The following is an 18541-nucleotide window of genomic DNA, read 5'->3' as shown; positions in this document are numbered from 1 at the left end:
TTTCGTGATTGGTCGACGACCTCTCCCCGCACTTGGCGTCATCCTCGGGCTTGTCCCGAGGATCCATTGTTTCGCGCGGGAGTGGATCCTCGGGTCGAGCCCGAGGATGACGTTGCTTGTGTGGGGACGGCGGAGGCCACTTCCCGCATCATGTCGTCAGACTAGCTTTGCCTTCCAAACCTCGCGATAAGAACCAAGCCCGGCAATGGCGTCGGCAGCGAAATGACGCTCCCGGCCGGCAAGAGGCTTGATCCCTGTGATGAGTGCTGCCCCGGCACTGGTGCCCGTGGAGCCGCTGACGGCGATCACATCCGTATCGGCAAAACCGGCAAGCGCCTTGAGATAAAGAGCGTTGCTGGCAAATGGGCCTTCAACCAGCACCGGGCCCTTCCTCCCGATCAGCGAAAGACTGAACTCCGTCATCAGGGCAAGATACAGCGCCGTTGCCGCGTGTCGTTCCGCAACCGTGGCATTGTCGTCGGCGATCCAACGCGCTGTTTTAGCGGGGAAGGGGCCGGAGCCCCAACGATGCTTGGAAGCAGCATCATGCCTTTGGCAATTGCGCTGCCGAGCGCGGCTTCGATTTCCTCGTCCGGCGCTGGCCCGAATTGCTGTGTCAGCTTTTCATACTCCCTGCCGCCCATGAAGCGGGAGGAAGGAACGGGACGTCCGAGAGCATCGACATTCAAAAGTGTGTCACGGCCGGGATCCAGCCCATCCGCCATGCCGCCAATTGCGAAATTCACCACCCAGGTGCCGGTGGAGACGACGGAAAAATCACCCTCCCGCCGCAGCAGATGCGGCAGGAGCGACGCATTGGAATCGTGAATGCCGCAATAGACCGGCATGTCCGGCAATAGCCCTGTTTCCTGCGCCACCGATTTGCGGACTGGTCCGAGCACATCGAAGGCCGAGCGCACCGGCGCCATCAACTGCCCGATAGCGAGGTGCTCGACCAGCGAGGAGAAATTTTTCCGGCGTGGGTTCCAGAGGTCCGTATGACAACCGAGCGAGGTCGTTTCCGTGGCCTGAACGCCGGTCAGCCGCCCCGCCCAATATTGCGCATAGGTGACGATGCTGCGCACCCTGGTGAACTCCTGCGGGAAAGCGGTTTTCTGGAAATGGATTTGCGCGCCGAGGTTCAGCCCGGCGGGAAGCGATGGCGAGCCGGTCTCGGAGAAGTCGGGCCGGATGCGAAGATAGGCCTCACGTATCTCAACGGGATAGCTGTGCTCGTAGTCCAGCACCGGCATGGCAAGATCGCCGTTTTCATCGAGAAGTGCCGCTGACGCGCCATGGGTGGTGATGGAGATCGCGTCGAAACCCGGCTCTTGGGCGAACTGCCGTAGAGAGGCGAGAATGAAACTCCACAGCATCTCCACATCGTAATGCGGATAGATACCATCACGAAGGACAGGGTTCGAACGCCTGTCGCCGGCTATCTCTTCTCCACTTCCGGTGTCGATGACGACGACCTTGGCGTTTGTCTTGCCGATATCGATGACCGCAACGCGGCGTGGCTTTGTCATGTCGCTCATGGCAGATGGAACACCGTCACGAGGTCTGTCGCGATTGGCGAATTATCCGGATTGCTCTCCATGATGTCAGCCATGTGCGCCCACCATTTCTTCATCACGGGATGCTCCGGCAATGCCGCCATGCCGTGGTTCTTCGGGCGCGTCAGCACACCGAACAGGATGTTGGTTTCCGGATCGAGGTGGATCGAATAGTCGCTCACACCCGCTTCGTGCAGCAGCGCCACCAGTTCCGGCCATATCTCATCATGGCGGCGTTTGTACTCTGCCTCCTTGCCGGCGAAGAGCTTCATCTTGAAGGCGTGTTTTTCGAATTCCGGCATGGCTCAGCTTCTCATGGCGCGCAGACGGCGTACAACGATTGGAATGGCGATGGTGATGATCAGCAGCAGGCCGACGAAGATCGACATGACGATACCAGGCACGTTCAAAAGTCCGAGCCCGAAGGTGACGAGGCCCATGACGAAAGCGGCAATGACGACGCCCGCAATGGTGCCGGAGCCGCCGAGAATGGAAACGCCACCGAGCACCACCATGGTCACCACTTCAAGCTCCCAGCCTTGAGCAATCGAGGGGCGGGTGGAGCCGAGCCGCGAGGTGAGGCAGACGGCGGCAATGCCGCTCATCAGGCCGGTCAGAAGGAAGAGGATGAACTTCACCCGTTCGACGGGAATACCGGAAAAACGGGCGGCGAAGGGATTATTGCCGATCACATAGACCTGCCGGCCGAAATTGGTGGCGTGCAGCAGAATGGCAAAGATGATGGCCATGACGATGAACAGCACGAATTCGAAGGAAATCACCCAGAACACGTAGCCCTGACCAAAATAGGCGAAATCCGCCGGATATTTGCCATAGGCCTGGTCACCCAGCACCATGTAGGAGATGCCGCGAAACAGGCTCATCGTGCCGATGGTGACGACGATGGATGGCAGCTTGAGGCCAGCGACGAGAAAGCCGTTGAAGGCTCCACAAAGAAGGCCGGTGCCGATGCCGATGGCGACGAGGCCCGGCGTACCGACGCCCATCTGCACCGCAGCACCCATGGCGGTGGAGGCGAGCGCGATAATGGCGGCAACGGAAAGATCGATTTCACCGGCGATGATCAGGAGTGCCATGGCAAAGGCGATGATCGCCTTTTCGGTGAAGTTGAAGGTCGCGTCGGACAGGTTCCAGGCATTGAGGAAATAGGGCGAGGCGAGCGAATTGGCGATGAAGATGAGGATCGCGACGCCAAGCAGCAGCACTTCCCAGCTGGCCAAGAGACGGCGCAGTGGCGTGCCGAGCTTGTCTGGAATGATGCGCGGCTTCTGAGCCGGTTGAGAATTCGTGCTCATGCTGCGGCCCCCTTGGCCTGGTCGCTTGCCGCCCGGTCGCGCAGGATGATGCGGCCTTTTCGAGCTTCGGCGCGGGCGTTGAAGACGACGGCGAGCACGATCACCACGCCGGAAATCGCCATTTGCGCGAAGGGCGAGATGCCGATGACGGGCAGGGCGTTTTTGATCACACCGAGAAACAGCGCGCCGAGCACAGCACCTGCCACCGAGCCGATGCCGCCGGCAATGGAGATGCCGCCGATGACATTTGCCGCCACGCTATCGAGTTCGAAACCGGCGGCGATATCCACATAGGCGACGGCATAACGCGACACCCAGAGATAGCTCGCAAGTCCTGCCAGCGCACCGGACAGCACGAAAGCCAGAAAGCGTGTGCGGCCGACATCGATGCCGGCATAGACCGCGGCACCCGGATTGCCGCCCGAGGCATAGGCCGAGCGGCCGAAGGAGGTGCGGCTGAGCACGAGCCAGGCGCCGGCGATGATGAGGATGGCGACCCAGGAAAGAACCGGCATGCCGAGGATCATCGTGCGCGGCACGTTGAGGAAAGTGGGCGAAAGCTGGTGCGCATTCACCCAGCCGCCGCCCGAAAGCGCGAAGGCCATGCCGCGATAGATGGTGAGCGTGCCGAGCGTGACGACGATCGGCGGAATGCCGAGCCACCAGACCAGCACGCCATTGATCGATCCTAAAAACGCGCCGATGCCGACCGCCATGGCGATGAGAAACGGCAATGGAATGCCTGGAAAGGCGGCATTGGTCATCGCCACCGCCATGCCGGTGAAGGCGAGGTTGGCGGCAACCGAAAGATCGATGGATTTGGTGAGAATGACCGCCATCTGGCCAAGCGCCAGAATGATGAGGATGGACGTGTCGTTGAAGATATTGACCAGATTGGCGGGCCTGCCGAAACCGGGCGCGCGCAGCGCAAAGCCTGCGATCATGATGACGATGATGCCCGCCAGCAGCCATTCGCGATTCTTGAGAAAACGTTGCATGGTTTTGCCCCTCTCAGGCGTTGCCGGTGGCGGCGCGCACCAGCTTTTCCGGAGAAAAATCGGCGCGTTCGAACAGGCCCGCCATCAGGCCTTCGCGCATGACGATGGCGCGGTCGGACATGCCGAGGATTTCGGGAAGTTCTGATGAAATCATGATGATGGAGAGGCCTTCGGCCGCAAGCTCGCTGATGAAGCCGTGCACGGCGGCCTTGGAGCCGATATCGATGCCTTTGGTGGGCTCATCGAGAATGATGACCTTTGGTTGGGTGGCGAGCCATTTGCCGATCACCACCTTCTGCTGGTTGCCGCCCGAAAGCGTGCCGACGGGCACGGACAGCGCGGCGGCGCGCAGGTCGAGACGCGAGGCATATTTGCGCGCCAGCGCGAATTCATTGGCGGCGGCGAGAAATCCCTTGCGCGAGGTGCGTGTGAGGGAAGGCAGCGACATGTTCTGGTAGATCGGCATTTCCAGCGCCAGCCCATGGCGTCCGCGCTCCTCGGGCACATAAACGATGCCGGCGCGGATCGCATCTTCCGGTGAACGGATGAGGATCGGTTCGCCATTGAGGGTAATCTGTCCGGAGGCCGGGCGGGTGATGCCGAAAAGCGACTGGCAAAGTTCCGATCGCCCGGCGCCGATCAGCCCGTAGAGGCCAAGAATCTCGCCCTTGCGCAGATCGAGCGAAATATCGCGAAATTCGGTCTGGTGTGAATAATTTCGGACCGAAAGAACCGTCGGGCCGAGGGTAACCGCCTGTTTCGGAAATGCGTTCGTCACGTCGCGGCCAACCATCAGACGTACGATCTCGTCCTGCGGTGTTGTGGTAAGATTGCCCGCGCCGACCATCTTGCCGTCCCGGAACACCGCGTAGTTTTCGGCGATCTCATAGACTTCATCGAACTTGTGGCTGATGAAGAGGATCGCCTTGCCCTGCCGCTTCAGGTTTTCGACGATGCGGAAGAGATCGTCGATCTCCTTGCGGGAAAGGGCGGCCGTCGGTTCGTCCATGATGACGATGCGCGCCTCGACGGAAAGTGCTCTCGCTATTGCCACGAGGTGGCGCTGCGCGATGGAAAGGTCCTTCAGCCGAATGGACGGATCAATGGTGCTTTCGAGCTGTTCCAGCAGCACCTTGGCGCGCGCATTGATGGTCTTCCAGTCAATGAGGCCGAAACGGCCTTTTGGCGCATGGCCGAGGAAGATGTTTTCACCCACCGAAAGCTCATCGAACAGCACGGTTTCCTGATGAATGGCCGTCACACCGGCATTGATGGCGTCCTGCGCGCCGTGAAAATGGACGGGCTGGCCATCGAGAAGGATTTCGCCTTCATTCGGGCGGTAGATGCCGGTGAGGATTTTGACGAGCGTGGATTTTCCCGCACCATTCTCGCCGATCAGCGCGGTGACCTTGCCGGGATAAAGCGCGATATCGACGCCATCCAGCGCTTTGACGCCGGGGAATATCTGGCTAATGCCGCGCATTTCGAGAATGGGCGCGCCGCTGGAAGTCGCTGGGATGTCTATGTTTTGGGTTTCAGCACGCATCATTCCGTCTTACCGGTCAGTTTTGATTGAAGCGGCGAGGGGCACCCCCCTCTGCCCTGCCGGGCATCTCCCCCTCAAGGGGGGAGATCGGCAAGCGGATAGCGCCCCGCTTTATGGAACGAGCGAGTGCGGCATATCGATCTCCCCCTTGAGGGGGAGATGCCCGGCAGGGCAGAGGGGGGTGCCCTCCGCACACTGCCGTCACTTCTCAGATCAAAAAATCTTCGAGAACTGATCGATATTCTTCGCATCATAAACGAATGGATCGGCCATCGCCGCTTCGCTGTTTTCGCCAACCTTGATCTTGCCCATGCGACCGGCTTCGATTTCCGAGCCCGGCTTGCCGTCGGTTTCGCCCTTCACGAGGCGATAGGCGATCTGGGTGGCGGAATAGCCGAGGTCGATCGGGTTCCAGATGGCGAATTCCTTGGTCGCGCCTGATTTGATGGCGCCGGCCATTTCGGACGGCAGGCCAAGGCCCGTTACATAGACCTGACCGATCTTGCCTGCATCCTTCACCGCTTGCGAGGCGGCGAGAACGCCAACCGTCGTCGGTGCAACGATGACCTTCACATTCGGCTGCGAGGAAAGCAGGCCCTGCGCCTCGCGGTAGCTCTTGTCGGCAAGGTCGTCACCATAAACGGTGGTGACGAGGTTGAGGCCGGGGAAATCCTTCAGCTGTTTTTTCATCTCGTCGATCCAGATATTCTGGTTCGTGGAGGTGGTGGTGGCCGAAAGAATGGCGAAATCGCCCTTGCCGCCTTCCAGATGCGATGCTGCAAGCTGCAGGCACATCTTGCCGATCAGCGCGTTGGACGAGGGGTTGAGCTGGAGAATGCGGCCTTCCGGCGCAACACCGGAATCCCAGGAGATGACCTTGATGCCGCGCTGTGCCGCCTTTTTCAGCGCCGGAACAACGGCGTCCGGGTCATTGGCGGAAATGGCGATGGCGTCGACGCCCTGCGCGATCAGCGAATTGATGACTTCGATCTGGCCTTCCGCTGTGGTGCTGGTCGGGCCCGTATAGATGATCTCGACGCCGCCGAGGTCCTTTGCAGCCTCCTGCGCACCCTTGTTGGCGGCTTCGAAAAAGCCGTTGCCGAGCGATTTGACCACCAGTGCGATCTTCACATCGGCTGCTTGGGCAACGCCGCCCAGTCCTGCGACGGAGAGCGCCGCGCTGAGCGCCAGAACGCTCGTCAATGTTCTGCGTGTAAGTTTCATGTCCCTTTTCCTCCCGTTTTGAACTTTGTTCGTCTCTTCGGCGCTTCCTCAAGCGACCGAAGAGGAATCCTCATCCGGCGGGCTGGCTGTCTTGCCATCCCCCGCTGCGCCGGCGATCAGTAATTCGACGCCGGCATCCTCCACCATGCGTGCCGCCTCATCCGAAATCCCGTCATCGGTAATGATGGTCGAGACGTTTTCGAGCGGACATAAAATCAGGCTGGAGCGTTTTCTGAATTTCGAGGAATCGACCATGACGATCAGCTCTTCCGCCTGTCGCATCAGCTTCTGCTCGCTCTGGATCACCAGCGCGTCGGATTCCATGATGCCGAGCGCGCCCACGCCTTGCGCACCAAGAAAAATCCGCCGCGCATAAAAATTGCGGATCGCATCATTCTCGAAAGGCGACAGGATAAGGCTCTGATCCCGATAGATCGCGCCGCCCGGAACGCTGACATTGCATTTGGAATGCTTGACCAGATGCTCGGCGATGGCGAAAGAATTGGTCATCACCTGCAACCGTCGCGCCGCCATGTAGTGCACCATCTGGAATGTGGTCGTGCCGCCATTCAAAATGATCGCATCGCCATCGTTGCAGAGATCGACCGCCTTGCGCGCAATTGCGCGTTTCTTGTCGATATTGACCGATTCGGACACTCGGAACGGCCTTGCGGCCAGATTGCCGAGCTGCGGCGGATGCACCGCTTCGGCCCCGCCGCGCACGCGCCGTAACTTGCCCTGAACATGCAGGGACGCGATATCCCTGCGGATCGTCGCTTCCGACGCATCCGTCAGTTCGGCAATATCCTGCACCGTCACGACAGCTTTTTCCTGCGTGGCGCTCAAGATGATGCGATGGCGTTCGCGTTCGTGCATGGGGTCCTCCTGATTGTGATTATTCGCAATCTCTTTACGTTGTCAATCAAGAACGATCAAATTAATCAATATCGCGCTGCAACATGAAAATTTATGATCGTTTTTGATTGACATTGTGCTTTTGGATGCGCGATATCTGCCGTCAAAGGAGGCGGGCCGATATCGGCGCCGCGAATGCAGACATATCTGGCCAGATTGATAGGGAGGAAGACATGACGGGAAAATCCCGCCTTCTCGAAAGCCGTTGGGACGACGCCTATGCCAAAACGCTCGATGAGCCGGGCAAGCTGCTTTACCGCTCCAATCTGCTGGGCGCCGACAAGCGCATCACCAATTACGGCGGCGGAAACACATCCGCGAAGGTGCTCGAAACCGATCCGTTGACCGGCGAAAAGGTCCGCGTCATGTGGGTGAAAGGGTCCGGCGGCGATGTCGGCACCATCAAGCTCGATGGTTTTGCGACGCTCTATCTCGACAAGCTGGAAGCGCTGAAGGGCATTTACAAGGGTGTCGCGGATGAAGACCGCATGGTCGGCTTCCTGCCGCATTGCACTTTCAACCTTAATCCGCGCGCCGCCTCCATCGATACGCCTCTGCACGGTTTCGTGCCTTATGAGCATGTCGATCACATGCATCCTGATGCGATCATCGCCATCGCCGCCTCTAAAAATTCGAAAGAGCTGACGCAGCAGATTTTCGGCGATGACATCGGCTGGCTTCCCTGGCGTCGTCCGGGTTTCCAGCTCGGTCTTGATCTCGAGGCTTTCGTAAAGGCCAACCCCAAAGCCAAGGGCGTTGTGTTGGAAAGCCACGGTCTGTTCACCTGGGATAATGACGCCAAAGCTTGTTACGAATTGACGCTTGCCATTATCAACAAGGCGATCGAATGGTTTGCGGCGCAGACCGAAGGTAAGACGATTTTCGGCGGTGCTGTGGCCAAAAGCCTGCCGGTTGCCGAACGCCGCGCCATTGCCGCCCGACTGATGCCGGAAATCCGTGGCCGCATCGGCCGCGAGGAGCGCAAGCTCGGCCATTTCGACGATCAGGATGCGGTTCTCGAATTCGTCAACTCCAAGGATTTGAAACCGCTCGGAAATCTCGGCACATCCTGCCCGGATCATTTCCTGCGCACGAAAATCCGCCCGCTGATCCTCGATCTCGATACGGCAAATCCCGATGTGGATGCGTTGACGGCCGGTCTCGACAAGGCGCTAGAGGCCTATCGCGCTGACTACAGCCGCTATTATGAGGCCTGCCGTCACGACAATTCGCCAAAGATGCGCGACCCTAACCCGGTTATCTTTCTGATCCCCGGCGTCGGCATGTTGTCCTTTGCCAAGGACAAGGCGACCGCCCGCATCGCCGGTGAATTTTACGTCAACGCCATCAACGTCATGCGTGGTGCTTCCACCGTGTCCGAATATCAGGGCCTTCCCGAACAGGAGGCCTTCGATATCGAATATTGGCTGCTGGAAGAAGCAAAGCTTCAGCGCATGCCGAAGCCGAAAAGCCTTGCCGGCCGCGTGGCTTTCGTTACCGGTGGCGCCGGCGGCATCGGCCGGGCGACGGCGGAAAGGCTGGCGGCCGAGGGCGCCTGCGTTGTGCTCGCCGATATCGACGAGACGGCGCTGGAAGCAGCCAGTGGCGATTTCGTCAAGCGTTATAGCGCGGATGCGGTGCGCAGCGTGAAGCTGGATGTGACGCAGGAAAACGCGGTTATCTCAGCCTTTGCGGAAGCGAGCGTGGAATTCGGCGGCGTGGATATTCTCGTCTCCAATGCCGGTATTGCCTCCTCCGCACCGGTGGAAGACACCACGCTTGCCATGTGGAACAAGAATATCGACATTCTCGCGACGGGTTATTTCCTCGTGTCGCGCGAAGCGTTCCGTCTGCTGCGGCGTCAGAATCTCGGCGGCAACGTGGTGTTCGTCGCCTCGAAAAACGGTCTTGCCTCTTCGCCCAATGCGTCGGCCTATTGCACGGCCAAGGCTGCGGAAATCCATCTTGCCCGTTGCCTTGCTCTCGAGGGAGCGGAGGCGGGCATTCGCGTCAATACCGTCAATCCCGATGCCGTGTTGCGCGGTTCGAAGATCTGGAACGGCGAATGGCGCGAGCAGCGCGCGGCCTCTTCCAAGATCGAGGTGACCGATCTGGAGGAACATTATCGCAAGCGCTCGATGCTGAAGCTCAACGTGTTCCCGGAAGACATCGCCGAAGCGATCTACTTCCTGGCGTCCGACGCTTCCGCTAAATCGACCGGCAACATCATCAATGTCGATGCCGGAAACGCGCAGAGCTTTACGCGATAGGACGTTCGTCACGTTCTCACTTCCGTCATTCCGGCTCAAGGCCGAAATGACGGAAGTGAGCGCGATGAACTAGCATGCACTGGACCGATTCCCGGGAGGAAGAGATGACCGAGACGAAAATCGCCGCCGATGTGATCGCGGCCGAAAACGAAAAGCGCGCCGCCGCGCTGAAAGATGATTACGAGGCGCTTGGCAACCAGCTTGCGCGCCGCAATATCGATATCGAGGCGGTCACGGCCAAGGTGGCGGAGTTTTTCGTCGCAGTGCCCTCTTGGGGTGTCGGCACCGGCGGCACCCGTTTTGCCCGTTTCCCGGGCGAAGGCGAGCCGCGCGGCATTTTCGACAAGCTCGACGATTGCGCCGTCATCAACCAGCTGACGCGGGCCACCCCGAATGTCTCCCTGCATATTCCGTGGGATAAGCAGGACCCTGAGCGGCTCAAGGCCCATGCCGACGCGCTGGGTCTCGGCTTCGATGCCATGAATTCCAACACCTTCTCGGATGCGCCAGGCCAGAGCCATTCCTACAAATACGGCTCGCTCAGCCACACGGATGCCGCGACGCGCCGTCAGGCCGTTGAGCACAACATTGAATGTATCGAGATCGGTAAAGCCATCGGTTCCAAGGCGCTGACGGTGTGGGTGGGCGATGGTTCCAACTTCCCGGGCCAAAGCAACTTCACCAGAAGTTTCGAGCGTTATCTCGCCGCCATGGCCGATATCTACAAGGCGCTGCCGGATGACTGGCGCATTTTTTCCGAACACAAGATGTTCGAGCCGGCCTTCTATTCCACCGTCGTGCAGGATTGGGGTACCAACTACCTCATCGCCAATACGCTCGGCGAAAAGGCCTTCTGCCTCGTCGATCTCGGCCACCATGCGCCGAACACCAATATCGAGATGATCGTCGCCCGGCTCATCCAGTTCGGCAAGCTCGGTGGTTTCCACTTCAACGATAGCAAATATGGCGATGACGATCTGGATGCCGGCTCAATCGAGCCTTACCGCCTGTTCCTCGTCTTCAACGAGCTGGTGGATGCCGAATATCGCGGCGTGAAGGGGTTCCATCCCGCCCATATGATCGACCAGTCGCACAATGTGACGGACCCGATCGAAAGCCTGATCTCCAGCGCCAACGAAATCCGCCGCGCCTATGCGCAGGCGCTTCTGGTCGATCGCGCGGCTCTGGACGGTTACCAGCAGGACAATGATGCGCTGATGGCATCCGATACGCTGAAACGGGCCTATCGCACGGATGTCGAGCCGGTTCTCGCCAGGGCGCGGCAACTGGCGGGCGGTGCGATTGATCCGATTGCGACCTACCGGGCGAGCGGTTATCGCCGCCATGTTGCGGCGGAACGCCCGGCTTCGGTGGGCGGCAGCGGCGGGATTGTATAGTCGTTCGCTTTGGTGGACGTGCAAACCCTATGGTCAGGCCGAGTATATTGCTGAGAGCTGATAGCCTCGCCCCAACCTCTCCACCGTCATCCTCGGGCCTGACCCGAGGATCCACAACCCCACGCCATGGATCCTCGGGTCAAGCCCGAGGATGACGTCGACGTTTTGGCAAGGCGTTGTTCCATCAGCACGGCTCACTCACTCTGAAGGCGCTTGTCGACGAACCTGAAACGTATGCTCCGGCCCCGGAAACGCGCCGGAGCGCACCTCATCGGCGTAACTTGCCGCTGCCTCAGAAACGGTCGCCCCCAGATCGGCGAAACGCTTGACGAATTTCGGTTTGAAATCGGTGAAGAGGCCGAGCATGTCGTCGGAAACCAGCACCTGCCCGTCACAGGCGGGCGATGCGCCGATGCCGACCGTAGGCGCGGCGAGTTTTTCTGTCAGTTCGCGGGCAAGCGGCTCGACGGTGCCTTCCACGACGATGGCGAAGGCGCCTGCCTGATCAACCGCAATCGCATCGCGCCAGATTTTCTGCGTTTCGGCATCCGAATGCCCGAGAGAGCGGAAGCCACCGGCGGTGTGGACCAGTTGCGGCATCAGCCCGACATGGCCGAAGACCGGAATACCGCGCGCCACGAGGAAGGCGATCGTCTCGGCCATTTCCTCGCCGCCTTCCAGCTTCACGCCATCACAGCCGGTCTCCTGCATCAGCCGCACGGCGTTGCGGAACGCCTGCTCCTTCGATTCCTGATAGGTGCCGAAGGGAAGATCGACGATGACGCAGGCGTGTTCGACGCCGCGCATGACCGCGCGGCCATGGGCGATCATCATATCCGGGGTGACGCCGACCGTCGTGTCCATGCCGTAAAGCACCATGCCGAGGGAATCGCCGACCAGCAGCAGGTCGCAATGCGGATCGAGCAGGCGGGCAATCGGCGTCGTATAAGCGGTCAGGCAGACAATGCGCGCGCCGCCTTTCATCTGCCGGATGGAGGCCGTCGTCAGCCGCTTCTGTTTCCCGTGCGTGCTCATGATGCAGCCTCCTGTTTGCCGGTTTTATCACGTCCGATGACGCGGTTGTCGAGAAGGCGGGTGTTGCCTACCCGCACGAACAGCGCCACCAGCACAGGCCCCGCCTGCAGCGAAGCGACGGGAGCCAGCGTATCCGGATCGCGCACCGCCACGACTTCGGGCGACGCTAGCGTCTCGGCGGCGATGAATTTTTCTATTGCCGCTTCGAAAGTGGTCGGGTCGTCGCAGCCGTCATGATACAGCCGCTCCGCCTCATCGAGTGCACGCGGCACAATCACGGCTGCGGCGCGTTCCTCGGGGCTCAGATAGACATTGCGCGAGGAGCAGGCGAGCCCATCCGCCTCACGCACGGTAGCGACCGGGACGACGCGGACCGGCTGGGCAAGATCCTCGATCATGCGGCGGATCAGCGTTACCTGCTGGTAGTCCTTTTCGCCGAAATAGGCGGCGTCCGGCTGCACGAGATTAAAAAGCTTGGTCACGACGGTCGTCACACCGGCGAAATGCCCCGGCCGTACCGCACCTTCGAGCTGGCTCCCCAGTTCTGGCACATCCACCACCGTCTGCATCGGGCGCGGATACATTTCGGTAACCTCGGGTGCGAAAAGAATATCGACGCCTGCCTCTTTCAGCAATGCGCTGTCGCGAGCGAGATCGCGGGGGTAACGGGCGAGGTCTTCATTCGCACCGAATTGTAGCGGATTGACGAAGATCGAGACCACCGTGATGTCGTTTTCCGCCTTCGCTTTGGCAACGAGTGTCAGATGACCAATATGGAGAAAACCCATGGTCGGCACGAAGCCGACGGTCTTGCCATCGCGGCGAAATGTGGCGGTCAGGCCGCGCAATTCGGCGACGGTTTTTACAAGGCGCATGGGCTTTCCTCCGGCTCCCCGATCGCCCTCCGGCGAAAGGTGCTGGATAGAACTCGATTTGCCGAACGGGGTCAACGCGGCTGCGGGCATTATATCGATTAAGACCCTGAGCGGTGGTTCAGGACCCGTCAGCCCAGATCGGCGGGCGTTTCCCGGCGAAGGCGTCTCTGCCTTCGCGTGCCTCGTCGCTGCTGCTGATCTTCGCGATGACGCTTTCGGCTAAGGCGAGCCGCTCGCTGGCCGGCATGTCGCGCATTGCCAGCAGCGCTGCCTTTCCGGCTGCGATTGCGCCCGGCGCGTTCTGCCGCAAGCGGGAAAGGACCTCCTCGATCACGCCATCGAGTTCGGCGGATGGCACCGTGCGGTTGATAAGGCCAATGCGTTCGGCTTCTGCGGCAGTGATCGGTTGCCCGAGATAGGCCATTTCGTGCAGACGGCTCAGCGGTATTTTGGCCAGAAGTGTCGCCGCCACCATGGCCGGGAAAAGCCCGACCCGCACTTCCGGCAGGCCGAATTGCGTTTGATCGGCGGCATAAGCGAGATCACAGGCGGCGACAAGGCCGAGTCCGCCCGCCAGCACGCGCCCGTTGATGCGGGCAATGACGATCTTGCCGCAGGTCTCGATGGCGCGTATCACATCGGCGATGGGGTTTGTTCCGTCTCGTGAAAGGAACATGCCGCCAGCGCTTTTCTTAAGGTCCGCACCAGAACAGAAGCTGCGGTCGCCCGCGGCTGCTATGACCACGGCGCGCAGGCCCGCCTCGTCGGATGCCGCCCGGATCGCATGCGTCAACGCGTCCGTCATCGCAGCGTTCATGGCGTTGTGGACGTCCGGTCGGTTGAGCGTGAGCCACAGAACGTCTTTTCGCTTTTCGCTCAACAGCTCATCCGCCATGCGCATCATCCTCCTTTTTTGCGGCAAGCAGCGCTTTGCCGGCTCGGGCTGCATTGGCCCTGCCGAGATGGCGGCTGATCCAGTCCCCGGTTCTCGCCACCGCCATGAGGTCGATGCCGGTTTCGATACCAAGTCCCTGCAGCAGATAGACAACGTCTTCGGTGGCGACATTGCCGCTGGCGCCCGGCGCAAAGGGGCAACCGCCCAGCCCGGCGACGGAACTGTCGAAAACGGAGATGCCTTCCTCAAGCGAGGCCAGCACATTGGCGACGCCCTGGCCATAGGTGTCGTGGAAATGCATGGCGAGTTTTTTGCGCGGGATTCGCGTCGAAATATGTTCGATGAGCTTGCGGATCTGGCCGGCCGTGCCGACGCCGATCGTATCGCCGAGCGAAATTTCGTAACAGCCGAGAGCGACTAGCGCCTCGGCCATCGCCGCCACATCATCGGGCGCAACCGCGCCGTCATAGGGGCAACCGGCGATGCAGGAGACGTAACCGCGCATACGGACATCGCGGTCGGTGGCGGCCTCCGCGACATCGCGCAGTCGTTCGATGCTTTCCGCGCGCGAGCAGGCGATATTGTGCTGGCTGAAACCTTCGGAGGCGGACACGAAAACGGCGATCTCCGTCACGCCGGTCTCGATGGCCGCCTCGAAACCTTTCATATTGGGAACGAGGGCCGGATAGGTGGTGCCGCGCCGGCGTTTGAGGCCCTGAAAAACATCCCTCGAGCCGGCCATCTGCGGAACTTTTTTGGGTGAAACGAAAGCTCCCGTCTCCACCGCCGTCAGTCCCGCCGCCGCCAGCCGCTCGATCAACTCGATTCTGATGGCGGTGGAAACCTCGGCACTTTCGTTTTGCAGGCCATCGCGTGCACCCACCTCGACGATCTTGACGGTTTGGGGCCAAGCCATGTCACGCGCCCTCCGGCTCGAAATCCACCAGCACCGCACCGGCCTCGACCATATCGCCTTCGGCGCAATTGATGGCGGTGACGGTGCCTTTTGCCGGTGCGCGGATCGTATGCTCCATTTTCATCGCCTCCATCACCACAAGCGCCTCACCGGCGGAGACGGTCGCGCCGTTCTCGCTCAGGACGGCGCGGATAACGCCGGGCATGGGCGCTTCCAGACCACCGGCATGGGTGGCGGCATCAGCGATGTCGACGGGGTCTGGCTGGCTGACACGATATTGCTCGCCATCCAGAAACAGTGCGTGGCCGTTATCGCTGGCGAAGAAATGGCCCCGCTTTTGCCAGCCATCGATAGTCGCACTGAGTGTGCCGTCTTGTGAGATGCTGCCATGAGCGCGGATGGCCCGCGTGCCGATTGCCAGCGAAAACCCGTCTGGCTCATGCGTAACAATCACCTCGGTCGGCTGTTGATCGAGGGCGAAACGCAGGGTTTCCCGCGCCGGCGCGTTGAGGCGGAAAGCGTTCGTCTTGCTCCACGGGCTATAGGGATCGGTCTGTGGCCCAGGCCCGTTCCGGCCTGAAAGGAGCAGGCCAAGCGTGGCGAGAGCGATTTCGTTCTCCCCCGTGGCTTCGGGGGCAAAAAGCGTGGCCTCGTTGCGGGAGATGAAGCCGGTATCGAGATCGGCATCTGCAAATGCATCCAGTCCCGCAAGCCGCGTCAGAAAGGCGGCATTGCTGGTGACGCCGCAGATCGCCAGTTTTTCGAGCGCAAGCCGCAGACGCCGCACGGCCGAGGGGCGATCGTGATCCCAGACGATCAGCTTGGCGATCATCGGATCGTAATGCACGGTGATGGCGTCGGAGGCGCGAATGCCGCTGTCTATCCTGAGATGAGGTCCTTCGTCGGGAAAGACGAGATGGTTGATCGTGCCGATTGACGGCAGAAAATCATGCGCGGGGTCTTCGGCGTAAATCCGCGCTTCGATGGCATGGCCGTTGATGCGCAGATTGCCCCAGTCTTCCGGCAGGGTTTCACCGTTCGCGACACGGATCTGCCATTCCACCAGATCGAGCCCGGTAATATATTCCGTGACCGGATGTTCGACCTGCAGCCTTGTGTTCATTTCCATGAAATAGAACTCGCCGGAAGGGTCGAGCAGGAATTCCACCGTTCCCGCGCCGCGATAATCAATGGCGCGGGCGGCGGCGACCGCCGCGTCATACATGCGTTGCCTGAGCGTATCGGGCAGGCCGGGGGCCGGGGCCTCCTCGATGACTTTCTGGTGCCGGCGCTGGATGGAGCAATCGCGCTCGAAAAGCGAAACACAGTTGCCCTTACCATCGGCAAAGACCTGCACTTCCACATGACGCGGCCGTTCCAGATATTTTTCGATCAGCATGCGGTCGTTGCCGAAGGCGGCAAGCGCTTCGCGTTTGGCGCCGGCAAGCTCGGCTGCGAATTCGCGTTTCTTGCGCACGATGCGCATGCCCTTGCCGCCACCACCGGCCGAGGCCTTGATCAGCACCGGATAGCCTATGCCTTTGGCTTCGTCGGCAAGCCGCTCCTCGGTTTGGTCCTCACCATGATAGCCCGGAACGACGGGAACGCCCGCTTGCGCCATCAGCGCCTTCGCCTCGCTTTTTCCGCCCATGGCGCGGATGGCATCGGGCGTCGGGCCGATGAAAACGAGACCTGCGGAAGCGCAGGCTTCAGCGAAGCCGGCGTTTTCAGAGAGGAAGCCGTAACCCGGATGAATGGCTTCCGCGCCGCTCGCGTGCGCGGCGGCAACGATCTTTTCCGCATCGAGATAGGACGAGCGCGCCGGCGCAGGGCCGATGCCAATGGCCTCGTCGGCCAGCGCCACATGCATGGCGTCGCGGTCGGCGTCCGAATAGACCGCGACGGTGCGGATACCCATCCTGGCGGCGGTGCGGATGATCCGGCAGGCGATTTCGCCGCGATTGGCGATCAGTATTTTTGAGAACATCGTCGCCTCACATCCTGAATATGCCGAAATGGGTGGGTTCAATCGGTGCGTTCAACGCGGCCGACAGTCCAAGGCCGAGCACGAGGCGGGTGTCCTTCGGATCGATGATGCCATCGTCCCAAAGTCTCGCACTGGCGTAATAGGGATGTCCCTCCCGCTCGTATTTTTCCCGGATCGGCTGTTTGAACGCCTCTTCCCCTTCCTTGGACCAGTGGCGGCCATCGGCCTCGATGCCGTCCCGCCGGATTTGCGCCAGAACGGAGGCCGCCTGTTCGCCGCCCATCACGGAAATGCGGGCATTCGGCCACATCCAGAGGAAGCGCGGCGAATAGGCGCGGCCGCACATGCCGTAGTTGCCGGCGCCGAAGGAGCCGCCGATGATGACGGTGAATTTCGGCACTTTAGCCGATGCGACGGCGGTCACGAGCTTTGCGCCATCCTTGGCGATGCCGCCCGCCTCATAGGCTTTGCCGACCATGAAGCCGGTAATATTTTGCAGGAAAACCAGGGGAATGCCGCGCTGGCAGCAGAGCTCGATGAAATGCGCGCCTTTCAGCGCCGATTCCGAAAACAGAATGCCGTTATTGGCGATGATGCCGACGGGGTAACCGTGGATATGGGCGAAACCGCAGACCAAAGTCGTGCCGTAAAGCGCCTTGAACTCGTCGAATTCGGAACCATCCACCAGACGCGCGATGATTTCGCGCACCTCGAAAGGCTTGCGCGTATCGGCGGGCACGATGCCGTAAAGTTCTTCCGGCGGATAAAGCGGCTCCGTTGGCGGGCGGATATCCAGCTCCACCTGTTTGCGGCGGTTGAGGGTGGAGACGATCCGCCGGGTCAGCGACAGCGCGTGGCGGTCGTCATTGGCGTAGTGATCGGTAACGCCGGACTGTCGAGAATGTACATCCGCGCCGCCCAGTTCTTCCGCGCTTACCACTTCCCCGGTTGCAGCCTTCACCAGCGGCGGGCCACCGAGAAAGATCGTGCCCTGATTTTTGACGATGACGGACTGGTCGCTCATGGCAGGCACATAGGCCCCGCCCGCCGTGCAGCTGCCCATCACCACGGCAATCTGGGCGATGCCTTCCGCCGACATATTGGCCTGATTGTAGAAGATGCGGCCGAAATGATCGCGGTCGGGAAACACCTCGTCCTGATTGGGAAGGTTCGCACCGCCGGAATCCACCAGATAGATGCAGGGCAGGCGGTTCTCGGTGGCGATTTCCTGCGCGCGCAGATGTTTCTTCACCGTCAGCGGATAATAGGTGCCGCCTTTTACCGTCGCATCATTGGCGACGATGACGCATTCACGACCCGAGACCCGGCCGATGCCGGTGACGATGCCGGCGGCGGGAACGGGTTCGTCATAGACCTCATAGGCTGCGAATTGCGAAAATTCGAGAAATGGGCTGCCGGGATCGAGAAGCGCCTCGATCCGGTCCCGCGCCAGCAATTTTCCACGCGAAAGATGCCGTTCGCGCGCCTTGTCGCCGCCGCCCCTAGAAATTTTTTCGACGTGCTGCCGCAGGTCGTCCACCAGCCCCGACATGAAGGTGACGTTCGCGGAAAAGGTGGGGTCGCGGTTCAGACTGGATGTAAGCTTCATCG

General features: G+C 60.7%; 14 protein-coding genes and 1 pseudogene. 2 read left to right on the top strand and 13 right to left on the bottom strand.

The genetic code is table 11. From position 1 onward, the window contains the following. Positions 1–156: 156 nt before the first annotated feature. The 7 genes and pseudogenes from G3A56_RS19265 to G3A56_RS19235 form a co-directional block, all read right to left on the bottom strand. Positions 157–1538: pseudogene (locus tag G3A56_RS19265) on the bottom strand (FGGY-family carbohydrate kinase). Continuing rightward, positions 1535–1858 (bottom strand): L-rhamnose mutarotase, encoded by a 324-nt coding sequence (gene rhaM, locus G3A56_RS19260; RefSeq protein WP_082185614.1) that lies wholly within the window; start codon positions 1856–1858, stop codon positions 1535–1537. The pseudogene G3A56_RS19265 and the gene rhaM overlap by 4 nt, the downstream one beginning before the upstream one ends. A gap of 3 nt (positions 1859–1861) precedes the next feature. Then, on the bottom strand, positions 1862–2872 hold the full coding sequence (locus G3A56_RS19255; RefSeq protein ID WP_082185615.1) for an ABC transporter permease: 1011 nt from the start codon (positions 2870–2872) through the stop codon (positions 1862–1864). Further along, positions 2869–3870, bottom strand: coding sequence for an ABC transporter permease (locus G3A56_RS19250; RefSeq protein ID WP_082185616.1), 1002 nt, complete (start codon positions 3868–3870; stop codon positions 2869–2871). Before G3A56_RS19250 ends, G3A56_RS19255 begins: the two co-directional genes overlap by 4 nt. A 13-nt stretch (positions 3871–3883) precedes the next feature. Beyond that, complete coding sequence (locus G3A56_RS19245) at positions 3884–5419, bottom strand: sugar ABC transporter ATP-binding protein (protein WP_164056779.1); 1536 nt, start codon at positions 5417–5419, stop codon at positions 3884–3886. Positions 5420–5629: 210 nt separating this feature from the next. Continuing rightward, positions 5630–6640, bottom strand: a complete 1011-nt coding sequence (rhaS, locus tag G3A56_RS19240) for a rhamnose ABC transporter substrate-binding protein (RefSeq protein WP_003500289.1) — start codon at positions 6638–6640, stop codon at positions 5630–5632. A 48-nt stretch (positions 6641–6688) separates the two neighbouring features. Next, entirely contained in the window at positions 6689–7516 is an 828-nt protein-coding gene (locus tag G3A56_RS19235; RefSeq protein ID WP_082185617.1) for a DeoR/GlpR family DNA-binding transcription regulator, read from the bottom strand. Between the two features lie 212 nt (positions 7517–7728). On the opposite strand from G3A56_RS19235, the gene G3A56_RS19230 reads away from it, so the two are divergent. Then, positions 7729–9825: a bifunctional rhamnulose-1-phosphate aldolase/short-chain dehydrogenase gene (locus tag G3A56_RS19230; RefSeq protein ID WP_082185618.1), complete on the top strand. Its 2097-nt coding sequence runs from the start codon at positions 7729–7731 to the stop codon at positions 9823–9825. 104 nt (positions 9826–9929) lie between these two features. Next, the gene (rhaI, locus tag G3A56_RS19225; RefSeq protein WP_082185619.1) at positions 9930–11222 is read left to right on the top strand and encodes an L-rhamnose catabolism isomerase; all 1293 of its coding nucleotides are present in this window, start codon (positions 9930–9932) and stop codon (positions 11220–11222) included. 198 nt (positions 11223–11420) lie between these two features. Here rhaI and panB read toward each other — a convergent pair whose 3' ends face one another. The 6 genes from panB to G3A56_RS19195 form a co-directional block, all read right to left on the bottom strand. After that, entirely contained in the window at positions 11421–12257 is an 837-nt protein-coding gene (gene panB, locus G3A56_RS19220) for a 3-methyl-2-oxobutanoate hydroxymethyltransferase (protein WP_082185620.1), read from the bottom strand. Further along, positions 12254–13132: a pantoate--beta-alanine ligase gene (panC, locus tag G3A56_RS19215; RefSeq protein WP_082185621.1), complete on the bottom strand. Its 879-nt coding sequence runs from the start codon at positions 13130–13132 to the stop codon at positions 12254–12256. The genes panB and panC overlap by 4 nt, the downstream gene beginning before the upstream one ends. A gap of 118 nt (positions 13133–13250) precedes the next feature. After that, positions 13251–14027, bottom strand: a complete 777-nt coding sequence (locus G3A56_RS19210; RefSeq protein WP_082186056.1) for an enoyl-CoA hydratase-related protein — start codon at positions 14025–14027, stop codon at positions 13251–13253. Further along, a complete protein-coding gene (locus G3A56_RS19205; protein WP_082185622.1) occupies positions 14017–14943 on the bottom strand; it encodes a hydroxymethylglutaryl-CoA lyase in 927 nt (308 codons plus the stop codon). The genes G3A56_RS19210 and G3A56_RS19205 overlap by 11 nt, the downstream gene beginning before the upstream one ends. A 1-nt stretch (position 14944) precedes the next feature. After that, positions 14945–16930: an acetyl/propionyl/methylcrotonyl-CoA carboxylase subunit alpha gene (locus G3A56_RS19200; RefSeq protein ID WP_082185623.1), complete on the bottom strand. Its 1986-nt coding sequence runs from the start codon at positions 16928–16930 to the stop codon at positions 14945–14947. A gap of 7 nt (positions 16931–16937) precedes the next feature. Next, positions 16938–18539, bottom strand: coding sequence for a carboxyl transferase domain-containing protein (locus G3A56_RS19195; RefSeq protein ID WP_082185624.1), 1602 nt, complete (start codon positions 18537–18539; stop codon positions 16938–16940). Positions 18540–18541 lie beyond the last annotated feature (2 nt).

Source organism: Rhizobium oryzihabitans (assembly GCF_010669145.1).
Taxonomy (GTDB): Bacteria; Pseudomonadota; Alphaproteobacteria; order Rhizobiales; family Rhizobiaceae; genus Agrobacterium; species Agrobacterium oryzihabitans.
The sequence above is the reverse complement of the archived record's forward strand: the minus strand, read 5'-3'. Positions and strand labels throughout refer to the sequence as shown.